The 19,204-nt window shown below is 66.0% G+C and carries 14 protein-coding genes; 6 read left to right on the top strand and 8 right to left on the bottom strand.

The window, feature by feature from the left end; genetic code table 11:
* Window positions 1-196 precede the first annotated feature (196 nt).
* Entirely contained in the window at window positions 197-463 is a 267-nt protein-coding gene (locus OUO20_RS02390) for a hypothetical protein (RefSeq protein WP_268002783.1), read from the top strand.
* Window positions 464-582: 119 nt separating this feature from the next.
* Here the strand turns inward: OUO20_RS02390 and OUO20_RS02395 are convergent, their stop codons facing one another.
* The 4 genes from OUO20_RS02395 to OUO20_RS02410 form a co-directional block, all read right to left on the bottom strand.
* Window positions 583-1,491, bottom strand: coding sequence for a GGDEF domain-containing response regulator (locus OUO20_RS02395; protein ID WP_268002784.1), 909 nt, complete (start codon window positions 1,489-1,491; stop codon window positions 583-585).
* Complete coding sequence (locus OUO20_RS02400; RefSeq protein WP_268002785.1) at window positions 1,488-4,268, bottom strand: response regulator; 2,781 nt, start codon at window positions 4,266-4,268, stop codon at window positions 1,488-1,490. The genes OUO20_RS02395 and OUO20_RS02400 overlap by 4 nt, the downstream gene beginning before the upstream one ends.
* Window positions 4,269-4,624: 356 nt before the next feature.
* Entirely contained in the window at window positions 4,625-6,757 is a 2,133-nt protein-coding gene (locus OUO20_RS02405) for an EAL domain-containing protein (RefSeq protein ID WP_018771806.1), read from the bottom strand.
* Window positions 6,758-6,960: 203 nt separating this feature from the next.
* Window positions 6,961-7,230 carry a GlsB/YeaQ/YmgE family stress response membrane protein gene (locus tag OUO20_RS02410; RefSeq protein WP_056393405.1) on the bottom strand — a complete coding sequence of 90 codons (270 nt, stop codon included), beginning with the start codon at window positions 7,228-7,230 and terminating at the stop codon, window positions 6,961-6,963.
* Window positions 7,231-7,506: 276 nt separating this feature from the next.
* On the opposite strand from OUO20_RS02410, the gene OUO20_RS02415 reads away from it, so the two are divergent.
* The gene (locus OUO20_RS02415) at window positions 7,507-8,370 is read left to right on the top strand and encodes an HAD family hydrolase (RefSeq protein ID WP_056393407.1); all 864 of its coding nucleotides are present in this window, start codon (window positions 7,507-7,509) and stop codon (window positions 8,368-8,370) included.
* An 18-nt stretch (window positions 8,371-8,388) separates the two neighbouring features.
* Here OUO20_RS02415 and OUO20_RS02420 read toward each other — a convergent pair whose 3' ends face one another.
* Window positions 8,389-9,759, bottom strand: coding sequence for a UDP-glucose dehydrogenase family protein (locus OUO20_RS02420; protein ID WP_268002786.1), 1,371 nt, complete (start codon window positions 9,757-9,759; stop codon window positions 8,389-8,391).
* Window positions 9,756-10,913 carry a glycosyltransferase family 4 protein gene (locus OUO20_RS02425; RefSeq protein ID WP_268002787.1) on the bottom strand — a complete coding sequence of 386 codons (1,158 nt, stop codon included), beginning with the start codon at window positions 10,911-10,913 and terminating at the stop codon, window positions 9,756-9,758. The genes OUO20_RS02420 and OUO20_RS02425 overlap by 4 nt, the downstream gene beginning before the upstream one ends.
* Window positions 10,914-11,170: 257 nt before the next feature.
* Here OUO20_RS02425 and OUO20_RS02430 point away from each other — a divergent pair, with 257 nt between their 5' ends.
* Window positions 11,171-12,025 carry a PRC and DUF2382 domain-containing protein gene (locus OUO20_RS02430; protein WP_018771801.1) on the top strand — a complete coding sequence of 285 codons (855 nt, stop codon included), beginning with the start codon at window positions 11,171-11,173 and terminating at the stop codon, window positions 12,023-12,025.
* A 434-nt stretch (window positions 12,026-12,459) separates the two neighbouring features.
* Window positions 12,460-13,776, top strand: a complete 1,317-nt coding sequence (locus OUO20_RS02435; protein WP_268002788.1) for a cell division protein PerM — start codon at window positions 12,460-12,462, stop codon at window positions 13,774-13,776.
* 14 nt (window positions 13,777-13,790) lie between these two features.
* Here the strand turns inward: OUO20_RS02435 and OUO20_RS02440 are convergent, their stop codons facing one another.
* Complete coding sequence (locus tag OUO20_RS02440) at window positions 13,791-14,222, bottom strand: hypothetical protein (RefSeq protein ID WP_056393416.1); 432 nt, start codon at window positions 14,220-14,222, stop codon at window positions 13,791-13,793.
* Between the two features lie 39 nt (window positions 14,223-14,261).
* Here OUO20_RS02440 and purN point away from each other — a divergent pair, with 39 nt between their 5' ends.
* Window positions 14,262-14,855 (top strand): phosphoribosylglycinamide formyltransferase, encoded by a 594-nt coding sequence (gene purN, locus OUO20_RS02445; protein WP_268002789.1) that lies wholly within the window; start codon window positions 14,262-14,264, stop codon window positions 14,853-14,855.
* Window positions 14,856-15,715: 860 nt separating this feature from the next.
* On the opposite strand, the gene OUO20_RS02450 is transcribed toward purN, so the two are convergent.
* Window positions 15,716-17,341: an MFS transporter gene (locus OUO20_RS02450; RefSeq protein ID WP_268002790.1), complete on the bottom strand. Its 1,626-nt coding sequence runs from the start codon at window positions 17,339-17,341 to the stop codon at window positions 15,716-15,718.
* A 143-nt stretch (window positions 17,342-17,484) separates the two neighbouring features.
* Between OUO20_RS02450 and purH the strand changes: the two genes are divergently transcribed.
* Window positions 17,485-19,170 (top strand): bifunctional phosphoribosylaminoimidazolecarboxamide formyltransferase/IMP cyclohydrolase, encoded by a 1,686-nt coding sequence (purH, locus tag OUO20_RS02455; RefSeq protein WP_018771794.1) that lies wholly within the window; start codon window positions 17,485-17,487, stop codon window positions 19,168-19,170.
* The last annotated feature ends 34 nt before the right edge of the window (window positions 19,171-19,204 follow it).

Below are 19,204 nucleotides of genomic sequence, written 5' to 3' on the forward strand. Positions count from 1 at the left end.
AGGGCCTTTCCGGGAAGGGCGCCGGACCTTATTTTGGCCCGGGAATTCGGACGACGGCGGATGGTTACGTTAGCTTGATCACTCGCCGTGTCGTCTTGCACGGTTTCGCGCCGGCCGGGCCCCATACTTGTTTTTGAGCGGCTTTCGCCGTCCCCCGGCCAGGCAGGAGGAAGTGCATGGAAACCCTGAAAAAGTCGTGACCAACCAGTATTTTCCTGCCGGCGCTGTCCTGACGGCCGTAGTGCTGTTCTGGGTTGTTGGCACGCTGGGCGGACTGTCCCTGCTTAACAACAACCAGCCACCGCTCACCACCCTGACCTGGATGCTGTTCGTCTACGCGGCAGCTGTGCTGACCCCCTCGCAGGCCTGCTGGCCGCCGTCGACCTGGTCCGCCGCTGGCGCCGCAACCGCGCCGCCGCACCCGATGTGCACGCTGAACCTGCTGCTTCCGCAACGGCCGTGACGCCGTACGCTGGCCGGCCGGCAGAAACACCCGCCAATGCGGCAGCCGTTGCTGAGCAGCGGCCGTCCGGTCAGAAGGCCCCGCAGAAGAAGTCTGGCGGGAAAAAGGCAGCATAGCGCCTACGGTGCGAGCATCACCTGGTTCCGCCCTGCGGCCTTTGCCGCGTAAAGGGCTGCGTCGGCTTCATTTAGCAGCATTTCGGCACTCACCACATGCCCCGCGGAGAACCCGGAGACTCCAGCGCTGAACCCCAACTGGCCCGATGGGTCGCCGGCATGGGGTATGGCCAGGTCACGTACGGCGCATAACGCCCGTTCCACAAGGGCCCTGGCCCCGATCACGCCCTGTCGGGGAAGCACCAGCAGGAACTCCTCGCCCCCGAACCGGTAGACACCGTCAGTCCGTCGTGCCGTTGCCGCGAGGGTGGATGCCACCGCCCGAAGGGCCAGATCGCCGGCCTGGTGACCGTAGAGGTCGTTGTAGCTCTTGAAATTGTCCACGTCGCACAGCGCCACACTGTACCCCTCGCCATGGCGGGCGCTCCGGGCGTGCAGTTGCTCCAGGTCCTCTGAAAGTTTCAACCGGTTGTGAAGTCCGGTCAGGGGATCGGTGCGCGCTTGCTCCGAGAGGACTTTCCGGTAGTGTGCGAGGTCCGCGTGAAGCGTGGTGATCCGCAACGCCACTAGGAGCCTGGTGTGCAGGACAAAGGGGTCCAACGGCTTAATGACGTAGTCGTCGGCGCCGGCCTCGAGCCCGGACAGAACGTCGTCGCGCGATCCTTGCGAGGTCAGCAGCACGATGTAGGTGTACAGCTCAGGCTCCTCTGCACGGATGGCCCGGCAGAGTTCCAATCCGTCCATCACGGGCATCATCCGGTCGGTGACCACCACATCCGGCCGGTGTGCCTGGAACAGGGCCCATGCCTCGCCACCGTCCGCAGCCGTCATGCAGTCATGCCCCGAACGTTCGACGGCGGCCCTGGCCACCAGGAGCGACCCCGGATCATCGTCCGCTACGAGAACTCTCAATGGTCCCCCTTCACTGCGGCCTCCAGTTCGGCGTCCAACCGCTGCAGTTCAGCCTCGAGCCGGCTGACGAGTCCCTCGGCGTTGCCCAGTTGCCCGTTGCGGCCCAGCTCTTCGAGCTCGGCACAGACCGAAACCACGCCGGAGGCTCCGATGTTTGCCGCGGACCCCTTCAGGGCGTGGGCAGCCTGCACCAGGACCTGGCTGTCGCCAGGAACCGCTGCGCGAAGCGCCGCCACGCGCACCTGGCTCTCCCGTCGGAACGCCTCCAGCGTTGCCCGCAACAATGCCCCTCCGTCATCCTGGCCCAGGTCCCTAAGGACGGCGAGGCGGTTCGGGTCCAGTGCGGGCCCGGGGCTTCCGGCGGAAGGACCTCCGGTGACAGCAAGAGGCTGCGGGAGCTGCACGGGAACCCAGCGGGACAACGCAGCTTCCAGGGCAGCCGCGTCCACGGGTTTTGACAGGTAATCGTCCATGCCCGCGGCGAGGCAGCGTTCCCGGTCTCCATCGAGGGCGCCTGCGGTCATGGCAATGATGGGCACCCGGATTGCAGAGGGCAGGCGGCGGATCTCGCGGGTTGCCTCGAAGCCGTCCATCACCGGCATGTGGCAATCCATCAGGATGGCGGAGTATCTTGTCGCGGCCGCGGCCGCCACCGCTTCGGCACCGTTGCACACCACATCCACCGCGTAGCCGAACTTTTCGACTGTTGCGCGTGCCACCAACTGGTTCACCTCATTGTCCTCAACGACCAGGATCTGCCCGCGGCGCGGCGTGCCGCGCCCAGCCTGCGCGGTTCGGGCGGGCCTTGGGCGGCTCCAGGATTCCGGTGTGGGCTCGCGGGTCGAGATCAGGCGGACCAGCCGGTTGTAAAACTCGGAACTGCGGACGGGTTTCATCAGCCACTCACGCACACCCGCGGCGGCAATCTCTGCCGGGTCTACCTGCATGGTCGAGGTCAGCATGATCAGTTCCATAGCCGCAAGTGCTGCGTCGGCCTTGATGCGCCGGGCCAGCTCCAGGCCATCCGTGTCGGGCATGCAGTAGTCCAAAACGGCGAAATGGAAGGGTGTCCCGGCCTGCCGCGCGGCGCGGGCCACTTCCAAAGCGGCCGTCGCGTCCGGAACGGATTGCGGTTCAAGGCGCCAGCCACGGAGCTGGGATTCGAGGACCAGTCGGTTTGTGGCATTGTCATCCACCACCAGGACGCGGAGACCGGTGAGGAATCCGGCGGCCGGCACAGGATCCGTGGACGGGGGTGCTATGGGCAGCGGCAGCCGGAACCAAAATGTGCTGCCCTGGCCCGGCGCACTGTCCATCCCGATGGCACCGTCCATCACAGCGGTCAGGCGCCTGCAGATGGCCAGGCCAAGACCCGTACCGCCGTAGCGGCGGGTGGTGGAAGCATCCGCCTGCGAGAAGGATTCAAACAATTTGCCGTGGTCTTCCGGGCTGATGCCAATGCCGGTGTCGCGGACCTCGAACTCAATTGCCGCGGTGCTTCCCGGGCCGTAGCCCGGGTCCTTGGCCGTGACCCGGATGGAGACCTCCCCGGATGCCGTGAACTTCACGGCATTGGAGGCAAGGTTGAGCAATATTTGCCGGATCCTGCCGGAGTCGCCCTGCAAACGGGCAGGAACGTCAGGCTCACAGTAGGCGATCAGCTCCAGGTTCTTGGCCAGTGCAGGTTCGGCCAGCAGGGCGGCCACCTCTTCGACGAGGACCCTGGGGTCGAAGGGACGGACGTCCAGGTCCACCTTTCCGGCCTCCAGCTTCGAGAAATCGAGGATGTCATTGATAAGGGCCAGCAACGATTCCCCCGCACCCTTAACCCCTTGGGCGTACTGACGCTGCATCTCGTCCAGCCCGGTTTCCAGAAGGAGCCCGGTTAGGCCGACTACCCCGTTCATCGGAGTGCGGATTTCGTGGCTCATGGTAGCCAGGAATTCGGATTTGAGACGGCTGGATTCCAACGCCGCCTCCCGGGCCGCCTCAAGTTCCACGGTGCGGGCAGCCACTTCATCCTCGAGTCCGCCGGTCAGGCTGATGTTCTCGAAGACGATCAGCACCTGACGGACCAGCACGGAGGCAAGGACAGTGGCTCCCACTACGAGAAGGAACGGATCGAGCTCCTGCAGGTGCGGGCCGGCGAATTGGAGTACAGCCAGGAGGAGGGGAACGTATGGGAGCAGTTCCAGTGCAAGCGTGTACCCCTTCCGGTCCGGGCCTGTGTTCTCCACGTACGGTGCAGCAGGAGCCATGGCGATGATGAGGAAGGCGCCTATCCAACCCAAGGCAAGCGGTGATCCGGTGGTTCCCGTCACGCCGTCGAACGTCATGCGCACGTAAATGCTGTCCGTAACGGCCAGCACCACCAGGCCGCCACCGAAACAGAGCCAGGGCAGGCGCTCGCCCGGCTGACGCCGCATGGCCAGGACCAGTACCAGGGACGTGATCACCAGATCCACCACGGGGTAGGCCATCCCGGTAAGGCGTGTCAGTGGATCCCCAACAGCGTTGAAGGCGGGGCCAAGGGCCGTGTACCAGCTGACCACAAGCACCGAGCCGGCAATGACGGCGGCGTCCATGATCGCCCGAAACAGCGCCACGGGAGTGCCGGCGCGCCGCTTGAACGAGAACAGCGCCACGACAGCGGGCACCGAGTAGCCAAGGAACAGGGCGTCTGCCAGGGAGGGAAAGGGGTAAACATGGTCGTTCAGAAGGCCGTAAAACGCGTAGAGCGCCATTCCGGCTGCCCAGACGAAGGACGCCGCAGCCATATAGGTCCAGGCCTTCGCGTTCGCACCCCCTCGGCCACGGCTCGCGCACAGCTCACCCCGGCCACCAGGGACGCGGCCAAAATGAGGAAGTCGCCGGTAACAAGGGCGGCCGGAGTGCCCCTGTTCACTGCCAAAAACACCCCGAGTCCAGTGAGGACCAACGCTGCCGCCACGATCCGCGGCCACAGCCGCGACCTACCGCTGTTGACACGGTGTTCCAAGAGACCAGACTGGGACACGGAGACCCCTTCCCCCTAATTGCGCCCAATGCCCCAAAACAGGGGCGGAGCCGCCGGAGACCACGGCGGAGACGCCCCCTCATAATATCCCGCGCATCCTTGGAATGGGCCGGAAAATTACCGCCCCTTCAAGGCATTGAGGGCTTCCTCCGCGTTCTGCAATGCGTGGCCAAGCCGCTCGCCTGGCTCCGGCAAGGAAAACAGGTAACCCTGCAGCGAATCGCACTCCAGCGCGGCCAGGTAATCCGCCTGCGCCGCCGTCTCAATCCCTTCAGCCGTGACGGTCAGCCCCAGGCTGTGGGCCATGTTGATCATGGAGCTGAGGATCGGCAGGCGCTCGTTGCCGGTCCGCACCATGGACACAAATGACTTGTCGATCTTGACCGTGTCCACGGGCAGATCCTGCAGCCGGCCCAGTGAGGAGTAGCCGGTGCCGAAATCATCCAGTGCCACCCTGGCCCCGGCGTCCCGCAGCGTGCTGAGTTGCCGGATCAGGCTGCAGTCGGCGTCGAAAAACACACTCTCGGTAACTTCCATGACCAGCTGGTAGGGGGCCACGCCGCTGGCTGCCGCCAGCCTTAGGACGGTCTCGGCGAAGTCCGGTTCCTGGAGCTGGACCCCGGAGACGTTCACCGCCAGGGACCGCGCCGGATCCTCGCTGAGCCATCGCGCCAGCTGCACCATGCCGGAGGCCATTACCTCGGCCCCGATCTCGCCGATCAGCCCGGTGCGCTCGGCAAGGGGGATGAAGATCGACGGCGGCACCCGCTCGCCGCCGCGGTCCCACCTGGCCAGCGCCTCGAGTTGGACCACCTGCCCCATGCGGTGCGACACGATCGGCTGGAAATCCACGGTGATTTCGCCGCGCGGAACAGCCAGCCGCAGCCCGCCCTCCATGTGGGTGCGCTGCACCAGTGCCTGCATCATGTCCGGGTGGAAGCGGAGGAACCGGTTCTTGCCTGCCGCCTTGGCCGCATACATGGCAATGTCGGCATGCCGCAGGAGTTCCGAGGGCCCAACGCTGTCCTGCCCCAACGAGGCGAGGCCCAGGCTGAGGCTCGGCCGGAGGACAGTGCCGTCGATGGTCACGGGGACGTGCAGGCAGCGCACGATGCACGCCGCGATGGCGTCGGCATCCGGGCACGCCGTCAACAGCACCACGAACTCGTCCCCGCCCAATCGTGCAACGACGTCAGCTGTAGGGACGCAGCCGCGAAGCCGGCGTGCCACTTCGATGAGCATGTCATCACCCGCCTGGTGGCCAAGGATGTCGTTGACCTCCTTGAAGTCGTCCAGGTCAAGGAGCAGGACATCCACCGTCTTCAGCCGGGCTTCCTGAAGTGCTTCGGCCAGGGCGTCGTTGAACACGGCCCTGTTCGCGAGCCCGGTCAGGGGGTCCTGGAACGCCATGGCCCGCAGCTTTTCGGCCTGGACGGCCAGGTCCATCATGGCCCTGTGCGCCTGCTCCTGCGCTTTTCGCCGGGGCGTGACATCGCGGAAGCTCCACACCCGTCCAACGATCTTTTCCTCTACCCGCTGGGGGCGGGAATATCTTTCATAGGTGCGGCCGTCCCTGAACTCGACCACGTCGTGGCTCTCGGCGGCCGGGTCTTCCTGAAGTTCGCCCAGCCGGGCGGTGAAGGCCGCTGGGTCTGCCACCTGCTCCACGATGAGCTGCATGGCCGGTTCTCCGCTGTCCGCTTCCATCAACTCGGGCGGGATGCGCCACATGGCAAGGAATTGTTCGTTGAACCCAGCCACCCTGCCGTCATTGCCCATGACCAGGATGCCGTCGGCAGTGGATTCAAGGGTGGCCGTCAACAAGGACATGGCCTCGCGCAGATCCTCGTCCGCCGCCTTGCGGTGTGCCGTGCCACGGGCGGAGAGCAGCAGCCGCGCTCCGGATTGCCCTGCCCGTTCTTCCGATTGCCCTTCGGGTCCGCGCTCTGCGCGGGCGTGGTCCGCGGTTGGCTGGGGGAGGAGTGCGGCCGCCACTTCGATGGGGATCTCGCTGCCGTCGTGACGGAGTCCCCTGATCTCGCGGGGCAGCGGATGCCCTTCCGGCTCTGCAAGGAGCTGGAGGAACAACTGGCCTACCTCGTCGCGGAAATCCTCGGCAATCAGTGGGCGGTGGTCCAGGCCCGCAAAAGCTTCCTTCGGTAAGCCGAAGAGCCTTGACGCAGCAGAATTGGCCGCAAGGATAATACCGTCCGCGGTCAAAGCCAGCAGTGCGTCCGGGCTGGCATCCATGACCACGCCAAAAGTTTGTAATGCCACATCATCGCCACGGCCCATAAAACTGGTCATTACACCACCCCTTCGCCATCATAAAGGCCAATGGCAGGAATTGGGTGCGCACCAGGGAAGGCAAATTAGGCGGCGTGGAACAGAGAAAGCGCCGTCCTCCTTTTGGGGAGTCCGGCGCTTCTTGTTTAGGTGAACAGGTGCTGCGGCTACACCCGGCGGCTGCTGCGGTTGGTGACTGCTCCGTAGATCAACAGAACGACGATGGAGCCGAGGATGGCCAGCAGCCAGGTCCTGAGGTCGAAGAATTCGGCCAGTCCGCCGCCAAAGATGAGCGATCCAATCCAGCCGCCCAGAATGGCTCCGACGACGCCGAGGACCAGGGTCACTACCCAGCCGCCGCCCTGGCGACCCGGCAGGATTGCCTTTGCAATGGCTCCAGCAATCAGGCCCAAAATGAGAAATCCGATAATGCCCATGTTGCCACTCCTTGTCAGTAAGTTGTGCCGGGCCCCCATTTCCGGTTCCATCATTCAATCAGCAGGCTTACTACTGTGCAAGGCCTTGAATATCACAGGATGACTGTCAGTTTCAGGCGGAATGCCGTGCTTTTATCAATCGGTGTCCTGACGGTCCTTGGTTCTCCGCCGTATGGACTGGCTTTGGCATCCCGTGAACCGTTCATTCTCGGGTGCGGCCTGCCTGGCGTCCGCCGATAGGATGGCAAGTCCCCGAACAGACCAAGGAGCGCAGGCATGCCCAGCCAGACCGCCAGGCCCCGTGCCATCTTCCTCGACATCGACGGAACCTACGCCGACCACGGCCTGGCTCCGGCTGCCCACGTGGACGCGGTGCGGACCGCCCGGGCACGGGGCCACCTCGTCTTTGTCTGTACCGGACGCCCGCTGTCCATGGTCCCCGGCCATATCCTGGACGCTGGGTTTGACGGCACCATCACAGGCGCCGGCGCCAGGGTGGAGGTCAACGGGGAGATCCTCAAGGATGCCCGTTTTGAACCCGGCCTGGCCGCACGCATCGTTGAGGCCCTGGATGCCCACAACGCCGCCTACATCCTGGAGGCCCCGGAAGCCCTGCATGGCCGCACCGGTGTGGACCGGCGGCTGAGGGAGGTGCTGGGCCCCATCTTCGCCGGGCGTCCACGCCACGACGGAGTGCTCAGCACGGACGTGGATCCGCTCGAGGACATCCTGGGGCCAATGCATTACGGCGATGACCTCCGCGCCACCTCCTACGCCAAGATCTCCTGCTTCGATGCACCGGTGCCCCTGACCCGCCTGTTGGAGGCCTTCGGGCCGGAGGTTGGGCTGATCCCGAGCTCCCTGTCAGCGCTCGGCGACCGTGCAGGGGAAATCTTCATGGCCGGCACGCACAAGGCGGTGGGCATCCAGGTGGTGGAAGCCCGGCTCGGCCTGGACCGGGCCGACATTATTGCCATCGGCGACAGCGCCAACGACATCGAAATGCTTGAGTACGCAGCCGTCGGCATCGCCGTGGAAGGCGGCCACCCCGCCGTCCTTGCCGTGGCGGACAGGACCACTGCCGCACCCGCCGGCAACGGCGTGGCCCTGGCCTTCGCTGAGCTGGGGCTCCTCGGCTAGGCCGTCCACTGTCGGGCGTCAGCCCACCGCGCCTGCCGTGGCCAAGGTGCCGGCGGAGGTGCCAAGGCCGCGCACCAGCCAGCCTTCCTCCCGCCACGCTGCCGCGTCCAGCACGTTCCGCGCGTCCAGGACCACCCGCCGTCGTACCAGCTGTCCGGTGACGGCGGGGCACAGCCGCCGGTACTCGTCCCATTCGGTGAGGAGCAGCACCAGTTCGGCATCCTGGAGTGTCCGCCCGGTGGACGCCTCGAAGCGCAGGCGCGGGTAGCGGCGCCAGGCAAGATTGACCGCTTTGGGGTCGGTGACGGTGACGTGCGCCCCGGCAGCGGCCAGCCGGTCCGCCACATCCAGCGCCGGCGAATCCCGGATGTCGTCCGTATCAGGCTTAAAGGAGGCGCCCAAAACAGTGACCGAGCGTCCGGCCAGCGCTCCGCCGCACAGCTCCCTGGCGAGGCCGACAGTGCGTTCACGCTGGCTAACGTTCACCGAATCGACCAGCCGCATCCAGTCCTCCACGGCGGGCACGCCGAGTGTGGCGGCCTGTGCGCGGAAACTGCGGATGTCCTTGGGCAGGCAGCCGCCGCCGAATCCCAGCCCCGCGTGCAGGTACCTGCTGCCGATCCTCGGATCCAGCCCCATCGCCGCGCTGAGCTCCGTCACGTCCGCGCCGGCAGCATCACACAGCCCTGCCACTGCATTGATGAAGCTGACCTTGGTGGCCAGGTACGCGTTCGCGGCCGATTTGATCAGCTCTGCCGTGGCGAAGCTGCAGACCAGGCGGGGGATCCCGGCGGCCAGCAGCGGTTCATAGACGGCATCCAGTGCTGCCGCCACCCCCAGGGGCGCACCTGTTGCCGGGTTGAAGGCAGCGGGCCGGCCGCCCTCCACGCCGTAAACCAGTCGGTCCGGCACCAGCGAGTCCTTGATGGCGGTGCCCTGCCGCAGGAACTCGGGGTTCCAGCCGAGCAGCACGTCGGGCCGTCGCGCCAGGATGCCGCGCAGCATGTCCACGGTGCCAACCGGCACGGTGGATTTGCCCACGACGACGGCGCCCGCGGCCAGGTGCGGCAGCAGGCTTTCCAGGGCGGAGACCACGAAGGTGAGGTCGGCGGCGTCGGACGCCTTGTCCTGCGGCGTCCCCACGCACAGGAAATGAACCTGCGCGCCCCTTGCCTCTGCCGGGTCGGTGGCGAACCGCAGCCTTCCGGTAGCGCGGCCGTCCTGGAGCAGCTCGTCAAGCCCGGGTTCGTGGAATGGCGCCACCCCCTGCGCCAGTTGCTGCACCTTGCCGGGATCGACGTCGATGCCCACCACCGAGTGGCCCATGGATGCAAGGGCCGCCGCGTGGACAGCGCCCAGGTAGCCGCAGCCTATTACAGAAATCCTCATGACGGTGCTCCTGCCTTTGACGCCTTCCGCGGGGGACCGGGAACCGCCGCGGTGACGTCCCGGTAGTGCTGCACCAGTTCGGCGCACAGCGCCGGCCAGGTCCTGTCCTGCACCGACGCGTGGGCTGCCGCCGCGAACGCCCGGCGCTTGGCGTCGTCGCCCACCAGGTCCTGCACCTTGGCGCGCATGGCCGCCAGGTCGCCCGGTTCGTAAAGCCACCCGGTCCGCGAATTCTCCACCAGGTCCAGCGGACCGCCCCGCCCCGTGGCCACCACAGGAACAGCCGATGCCATGGCCTCCTGGATGGTCTGGCAGAAGGTTTCGAACTCGCCGGGGTGGACGAACAGGTCGAAGGACGCCACCGCCCGGGCCAGTTCTTCGCCGCCCAGGAACCCGGTGAACACCGCGCCGGGGAGTACCGTCTCCAACGCCGTGCGCTGGGGCCCGTCGCCCACAATCACCAACCGGGTGTTGGGGAGGCCGGAGAGGGCGGCCAGGTCCTCCACCTGTTTTTCCACGGCGAGCCTGCCCACGTAGCCGATGATCCGTTCACCGTTCGGGGCCACCGAAGCCCGCCACCCGCCGTCGCGCTTTTCCGGTGAAAACCGCGCGGTGTCCACGCCGCGGCGCCACATCCGCACCCGCGGAATGCCCCGGCCGCGCAACTGGTTCAGCGCGAACGTGGAGGGCACCAGGGTTCGGGTGGCCAGTAAATGAATGTTCTCCACCCGGTTCCATGCCCAGTTCTCCAAAAAGGGCACACCGTACCGGGCGGCATAGCTGGGGACCTCGGTCTGATAGACCGCCACGGTGGGAATGCCCAGCTGCGCGGCAGCCTGGGCGGCGCGCCAGCCCAGCACGAACGGCGAGGCAAGATGCACCACATCGGGCGCGTACTCGGCAAGGATTCGCTTGACCCGGTACACACCTCCCACGGCCACCCGCACGTTCGTATAGCCTGCCAGCGGAACCGCTGGAAGCCGGTGGACCTCGGCGCCGTTGACGTGGACTGCGGCCTCCCCGTCGTGCGCGGACGGGGCAATGACCATGACGTCGTCGCCCCGCTCCTGCAGATGGTCCAGGACCCGCAGGATTGAGTGGGTGACGCCGTTCATCAACGGCAGAAATGATTCGGCGACGATTGCGATCCTCACCCCTCAACCGTGCGCGGCCTCCCTGAAATGGCGGGGGAGTAGGCGTTACCCGGAGGCAAAGGCCCGGTGAACAACTGGACCCAGTCCCGAAAAAAATTACTAAGTAGGCTTGGCATTCGATGCTAAGCATGCTTACGGTAGGGGGTAGTCAGCGCAGAGCCTCAAGCAGCCGGGGCGGAAACCGGGCGTCGGAGACATCCCGCGCAAGGACATCCATTGCTGGCAGACCCAGTGCAACGACACATCCAAGGAGAGTCATGCTCAACAGGGAAAATCTTGAAAACCTGCTCACCAAGGGCGGCAACGTCGTCGGTTCCGATGGTACGAAGATCGGTTCGATTGGCCAGTTGTACGCAGACGACGACACGGGTGAGCCCACTTGGGTCACGGTCAAGACCGGCCTTTTCGGCACTTCCGAATCGTTCATCCCGGTCGAAGGCGCACGCCACCAGGACGACGACCTGGTAGTCCCCTACACCAAGGAGCACGTCAAGGACGCGCCCCGCGTGGACGCGGACGGCCACCTCACCCCCGAGGAAGAGGACCGGCTTTACACCTACTACGAACGCGGTGCCCGGACCTACACGCAGGCGACCACCGGCACTGACCGGGACGTTGACCTGCAGGGCGACGCCGACCTGAACGCCGGCACCCCCACGGCAGGCCTGGCGGCAGGCCACGGCACCTCCGACCGCGACACCACACGGGGAACCGTCGGCCACGACACCTCCGGCCCCACCACCGATGACGCCATGACGCGGTCGGAGGAACAGCTTCACGTGGGCACGGAGCGTGAGGCTACCGGCCGCGCGCGGCTGCGCAAGTACGTCACAACCGAGAACGTCACCAAGACCATCCCGGTGGAGCGCGAAGAAGTCCGCATTGAGCGCGAGCCCATCACGGACGCCAACCGCGGTGCCGCCATGGGCGGACCGGCCATCAGCGAGGAAGAGCACGAAGTGGTCCTCCATGAGGAGCGCCCGGTGGTGGAGAAGGAAGCCGTCCCCGTGGAGCGGGTCCGGCTGGACAAGGATGTTGTCCGCGACGACGTCACGGTCAACGAGGAAGTCCGCAAGGAAAACATCGAAACAGACGGCGGCAGCCGCCGCTGACAGGTGCGGGGGACTCGTCCCTACGTTCCGCGGGCAGGCTGGCTGAAACAGCGGCCCTGACACGGTGAACGGCGCCGGGAGCCTACTTGGGGGCTCCCGGCGCCGCACTTTAAACGCTGGTGCAGCCGCGCATAAACGTGGCTGCACCAGCCAGTAGGACGAATATCTTCAGAACTTACGGTTCATCTCTCATTCGCGGCTCCTGTTTTCCCGGTTTACGGAATCCGGGTCATCGAACTGGCGCCGGGTGACGGCGGCGGCCAGCAGAAATCGCAGCACGCCCTCGGCGGGGCAGCGGGTGTTGGTTTCTACCAATTTTACGGCGGCCTCCAGGAAAAAGCGCCGGCGTCGCGGTCATTTGATTGATCATCCGCGCCCCCGTGGAGCCTGTCGTTCGCGGGCAGAGCCCACGCGGCGTGACACCATGGAGCACGATGAAACTGCGCGCTGACCAGACCGGAGACCGTGGCCTTCCCATGCCGTTGTGGCTGCAGGGAGCCCTTGAAACGGCGCAGGCGGCCATCATTTCCGCGCTGGTGGTGGTGGCGCCCATCGTGGCTGTCTGGGCCACCGCCGGTTTCCAGAACGGGCAGTTCGAGGTCCTGGCCCGGCTGGCAGGCCAGTCCTGGCTCCTGGTACACGGCGTGCCGCTGGAACTGGCGGGCGCGGGACCGCAGGCGGCCACGCACGGCGGAACCGGCGTCCTCAGCCTGATTCCCCTGGGCCTGACCCTGCTCCCGTTCCTCCTTGCCTGGCGGGCTGGCCGCCGGCTGGCCCGTGCTTCCTACACGGACCAGCTGTGGCAGGCGCTGCTTGGATCCTGGGTGGTCTACGGGGCTTTCGGCGCCGCCACCGGGTTCGTCTGCCGCAATGCCGACGTCGTCATCAATCTTTGGTACGCCATGCTGGTTCCCCTGGTTCCGTACGGACTGGGCATGGTGATCGGCGCGCGCAGGGAAGCAGGATCCTGGAGCCGGCTCATCGGCGTTGACGCGGTGGACTGGATTTCGCGCACCAGCCAGCATTCACGCTGGGCCGGTTCCTACTTCGCGTCGGTGGCCAAGGCAGGATTCGTTGCGGTGGTGTCCGCGCTTGCGTTGGCAGCAGCGCTGCTCGCAGTTGACCTGTTCATCCACTGGAACCTTGTGGTGTCTGTCTATGAAGCGCTCGACGCCGGCCCGGTGGGAGGTGCCGCCCTCACCATCGCGCAGCTCGGCTTCCTGCCCAACCTTGTGGTCTTCGCCCTCGCCTGGACATCCGGTGCCGGCTTCGCCATGGGCGTGGGCTCCCAGGTGGGTCCGCTGGGCACCGCCGTGGGTCCGCTTCCGTCCATCCCCGTCCTGGCCGCCATCCCCTCGGGCCCCCTGGATTACGCCTTCGTGGCCATGATCGTTCCGGTGCTGGCCGGTGTCATGGCGGGGTGGTGGTTCCTCCGGGAGGGAGAGAACCACTTTGATGAGTGGCTTGCCATCAAGGTCCACGCCCGCTGGTTCACGGCGACAGTTTCCACTTTCGCCCTTGGCGCGCTGGCCGGCGTGGCCGCGGGGCTGCTGACCCTGTGCCTGGCCTGGGTTGCCAGGGGTTCAGCCGGGGTGGGCCGCCTGACCGCCATTGGACCTGACCCGCTGTGGACGGGACTGTGGGTGGCCGCCGAGGTGGCTGCCGGCGTCGTGATTGGCTACGCGGCCGGACCATGGCTGGAACGCGAGAAAAGCACGGCTGTTGAACGGGACGCGGAACTGGTCCACTAGGACCTGCGCGGGGCCTAGCGCACCTTGGTGGGCAGGACGTCCTGGAACTGCACCATGCAGGCGTGGGTGGCCCGGTCCGTCAGCGCACGGCCAAGGCAGGCCTGGTACTCGCGGACCTGGTCAAAGAGGACCATGGTGGTGACAATCAGCAGCACCATGACGGCAGCGACCACCAGGCCGGAAATGGTGCCGAAGAGAATCAGCTTGGATTCCTTCAACCGGACTGCACGGACCAGCAGGACAATTCCCAGGACCAGGCCCGAGGCGGTGAGCACCGTGGTCAGCCAGAGGTAGCCCACATCCAGCTGGTAGACGAAGAACGCGCCGAGCACCGAGACCACGAACATCCGGAACAGGGTCTGGGTCTTGGCGAGGGACGCTTTTGCCGCCTCGCTGAGCGGGGGCCTGACCTGCTGCTGCCCGCTCCGGCCCGGTTCGCTGTTCATGTTTTCCAGCGTACGCGAGCCTGCACCTAAGCTGGACCAATGCGTATCGTCGTCCTCGTTTCCGGCACCGGGTCCAATCTCCAGGCAGTCATCGACGCCGTCAAGGCGGGCGGGCTCGCTGTGGAAATCGCTGCGGTGGGCGCTGACCGCGAAGGAACGTACGGCGTCGAACGCTCCGCTGCCGCAGGCATCCCCACGTTCGTGGTGGACTTCAAGGCCTACCCGGACCGTGCCGACTGGAATGCCGCGCTGACCGAAGCCGTGGCCGCCTACAAGCCGGACGTGGTGGTGTCTTCAGGGTTTATGCGGATTGTCAACCCCGGTTTCATCGACGCGTTCAACGGCAGGTACCTCAACACGCACCCGGCGCTGCTGCCGGCGTTCCCAGGGGCCCATGGCGTGCGGGATGCGATGGCATACGGGGTGAAGGTCACGGGCTGTACCGTCCACTGGGCGGACGCGGGCGTGGACACCGGCCCCATCATTGCCCAGGAGGCCGTGACCATCGAGGATTCAGACACCGAGGAAACGCTGCACGAACGCATCAAGGTGGTGGAGCGGCGGCTCCTGGTCTCCACCTTGGCGGCCCTCGCCGCAGACCCCTCGTTCACGTCCCCCCAGCCTCCCAACTAGCTCGCAGTTGTTGTCGTTTTGACCCGTCAAAACGACAACAACTGCGAGTCACTTAATCATCGCCGCCGCTGGCTGTGGATAACTCCGGCAGATGGCAGAAGCGTTTGCGACTATGGTCGCGTGAAGACGCCTCGTCCACTTCCCGCCGAGATCGCCCGGGTGCCGTTTACGTGCCAGGAAGCGGTCGACGCCGGCGTAACTCTTAGGCGGCTGCGCCACGGAGAGCTGGACGCACCCAGCCGCGGCATCAGGGTCCCGCAAGACGGCTCGGGCCAGGGTCGAGAGGGCACGGCCCTGTCTGAAGCGTTGAGGCCGTTTACGAGGATCACTTCGTTTTCGGCGGTGTCCCACGCCACGGCCTTCACGTTCTGGAGTTTTCCTGGTTTTTTGCCCGGTCAAGAGGACCCGCTGATCCATATTTCCCGTCCGGACACCATGGCTATTCCCCGCCGCAAGGGCGTTGTCGGCCACGTAGGACAGTTCTTCGACGACGAGATCGTGCATGTGGAAGGGGTGCTGGTAACCAGCAGGCCCCGGACATGGCTGGACAATGCCCGAAGGATGAGCGTTGAGGAGCTGACAGTAGTGGCGGACCATCTTCTGCGGGTGCCGAGGGCTGCGTTCGAAATCAGGACGGAGCCGTTTTGTACCCTTGGGCAGTTGTCCGACATGTTGGATCGACACAAAGGTACACCCGGCATCCGGAAGGCAAGACTTGCCCTGGAGTTGGCGCGGGTTGGTTCGGACTCGGCGCCGGAGACGCGGCTTCGGCTTGCCCTGAACGCCGCGTGCCTGCCTGAGCCGATGCTGAACATGCCCATCGAACTTCGCCCCGGCGTCATTCGTCAGCCTGACCTGAGCTATCCGGAGTACAGGATTGCGGTGGAATACGACGGCGACGGCCATTCCGAGCCACAACAGATCGTTAGGGATATCGACCGCGAGGAGGATTTCAGCCGAGGAGGATGGCTGCTCGTGAGGATCTCAAAGCGCCACATGCAAAACCAGGCGTTGTCCGCCCTCTCGAAAGTGCGCGGGGCGCTTCTCAGCAGAGGCTGGGTACCAAAGTAGCTCGCAGTTGATGCCGTTTTGACGTGCGAGAACGACAGCAACTGCGAGTCAGTTGGGAGCCGTCTACTGCAGCCGGCGCTGGCGGGTTTCGGGGAGAAAAACGCCATCCACAAAACGGAGACCAGTACCAGGGCTCCCGCCAGTGCAAACGACGTTGCAAGCCCGAGTTCCGGCCAGAAATAGTTCGCGAAGATCAGCGGCCCAAAACCTGCGCCGAGGCGCGAGAACGTGGATGCCCAGCCGAAGCCGGTGCCGCGCAGTTCTGTGGGATAGAGCTCGGACACGTAGGCATACAGCACGGGGATGGCCACCTGCACCACGAAGCCGAACACCAGCAGCCAGAACACCGCGGCCGTGGGGATGTCCACCACGAAAGCCACAATCACCAGCGTAAGAGCGGACAGCGGGCCGGTGATGGCCAGGATCCATTTGCGGCCCACACGCTCCACCAGGAGCGCTGCCACCACCACGCCAAGGAAGCCGACGGCGGCCATGGAGGCTGTGGTGACGAAAGCCTTGTACTCGGCGAACCCTGCGCCGATGAGGATGCGCGGCATCCAGGTCAGGGACAAGTAGTAAACCAGCAGGATGCTGAAGAACAGGGACCATGCGGCGGCGGTGATCTTCCAGCTGAACTGCCACACTGAGCGCAGCTGCGTCCAGGCGCTGCCGGCGGAGAGCCGCGGGACATCCCTGGCGTCCGGAAGGCTGTAGGCACGCGGTTCTGCCCCGGTTGCTTCCACCAGTCCGTCGATGATCCGGGCCGCTTCCTCCCGCCGGCCTTTCCGGATCAGGAACAGCGGGGACTCGGGCACGCTGCGCCGGACCCAGAAAACCAGCAGCGCCGGCAGGACCATCACCAGCATGGTTAGCCGCCAGTCGCCGTAAAGGGCCACCAGCCCGGCCGAGACGAATCCCGCCAGGGCAGCGCCGATTGGCCACCAGCCATCCATGGCCGTAAGCACTTTGCCGCGCTGCTTCCGCGGCGTGAACTCACCCACCAGTGCGTAGTCCACGGGAATGCAGCCGCCCAGGCCGAATCCCGCGAGGAACCGGAAGGCGCAGAACCAGATGAAGTCGGGGGCGAAGGCGCCGCACACGGTGAACACGGAGAAGAGCAGGAGGGTTGCCGTGAAGGCCTTCTTGCGCCCAACGGTGTCCGCGATGGTTCCCCAGATGAAGGCGCCCAGCGCCATGCCGACCAGGTTCGCCGTGCCCACCCAGGCCGCTTCCCCCGCGGAAAGGGACCAGTGCTTGGACAGCAGCGGAATCAGGATGCCGTTCAGGGTTACATCCCAGGCATCGAACATGAAGCCGAGGCCTCCGATCAGGAAGATCCTGCCCTGGACTTTCCATCGCCAGGGCAGTTCCTGGACCACCTGTTCGCCGCTGGGCACAGTGGTGTATGTATTCATCGCCGCCTCCTGTCCAAAACTTTAGCCCGGCCCCAGCCCGTTCACACTCCGGCGTCCACGCCGGGCAACCGCGCCCTTCGCGATAAACTGGCCCTATCCCCACCAACCGCGGCCCTGTACCGCGAGATAAGACGGAGACATTTGTGAGCTTCACGCAGCATGAGCGCGTATCCATTGACCGTGTACCCATCCGCCGGGCCCTGATCTCGGTTTACGACAAAACCGGTCTGGAGGAGCTCGCCACGGGCCTGCACGCAGCGGGCGTGAAGCTCGTCTCCACCGGCTCCACGGCAAAGAAGATCGCCGCCGCGGGCATCCCCGTGCAGGAGGTGGAGGAAGTCACCGGTTCCCCCGAAATGCTGGACGGCCGCGTCAAGACGCTGCACCCGCGTGTGCACGGCGGCATCCTGGCGGACCGGCGCGTTCCGGCCCACATGGAAACCCTTGCCAGCATGGACATCGAAGCCTTCGACCTGGTGGTGGTGAACCTCTACCCGTTCGTGGAGACCGTCAAGTCCGGCGCCGCCCAGGATGACGTCGTCGAACAGATCGACATCGGAGGCCCCGCCATGGTGCGTTCGGCCGCCAAGAACCACGCCGCCGTCGCCATTGTGGTGGACCCGTCCTTCTACGGCCAGGTGGTGGAGGCCGCCGCCGCCGGCGGTTTCGACCTCAAGACCCGCCGCCGCCTCGCCGCCAAGGCCTTCGCCCACACCGCGTCTTATGACAACGCGGTTGCCACCTGGACCGCCAGCCAGTTCCTGGACGAGGACGGCGACGGCGTCATCGACTGGCCCGCCTACGCCGGCCTGTCCCTGGAACGCTCCGAGGTCCTCCGCTACGGCGAAAACCCGCACCAGCAGGCTGCACTGTACGTGGACAAAGCCGCCCCGGTGGGCATCGCCCAGGCGGACCAGCTGCACGGCAAGGCCATGAGCTACAACAACTTCGTGGACGCCGACGCCGCCCTGCGCGCTGCCTACGACTTCAGCGAGCCCGCCGTCGCCATCATCAAGCACGCCAACCCCTGCGGTGTGGCCGTCGGCTCCAAGGACGCCGCAGACCCCATCGCCGACGCGCACGCCAAGGCCCACGCCTGCGACCCCGTCTCCGCGTTCGGCGGCGTCATCGCCGCAAACCGCCCCGTCACCGCAGGCATGGCCAACACCGTCAAGGACATCTTCACCGAAGTGGTCATCGCCCCCGGCTTCGAGCCGGAAGCCGTGGAGATCCTGTCCAAGAAGAAGAACATCCGCCTGCTCGCCCTTCCCGAAGGCTACGGCCGTTACCCCACGGAGTTCCGCCAGGTCTCCGGGGGCATGCTGGTCCAGGTAAGCGACAAGGTGGACGCCGATGGCGACAACCCCGCCAACTGGACCCTCGCAGCCGGTGAAGCAGCGGACGAGAAGACCCTCGCGGACCTTGCCTTCGCGTGGACAGCCTGCCGGGCCGCCAAGTCCAACGCCATCCTCCTCGCCGAGAACGGCGCAGCTGTGGGCATCGGCATGGGCCAGGTCAACCGGCTCGACTCCTGCCGCCTGGCCGTGGAGCGGGCCAACACGCTGGGCGTCACGGTGGAGTCCGACGTCGAAGGTGCCGGCGGTGCCTCCAACGCCAGCGCTGCCGGCGCACCGCAGCGGGCCCGCGGCGCCGTGGCTGCCTCCGACGCGTTCTTCCCGTTCGCCGACGGCCTCCAGATCCTGATCGACGCCGGCGTCCGCGCTGTCGTGCAGCCGGGCGGATCCGTGCGCGATGAAGAGGTGATCGCGGCAGCCAATGCGGCCGGCATCACCATGTACTTCACCGGGGCCCGCCACTTCTTCCACTAGGACAAACGACGGCGCCCGCCCCTGAGCAAAGGGG

It is taken from the genome of Arthrobacter sp. FX8 (genome assembly GCF_026723805.1).
Lineage (GTDB): Bacteria > Actinomycetota > Actinomycetes > Actinomycetales > Micrococcaceae > Arthrobacter.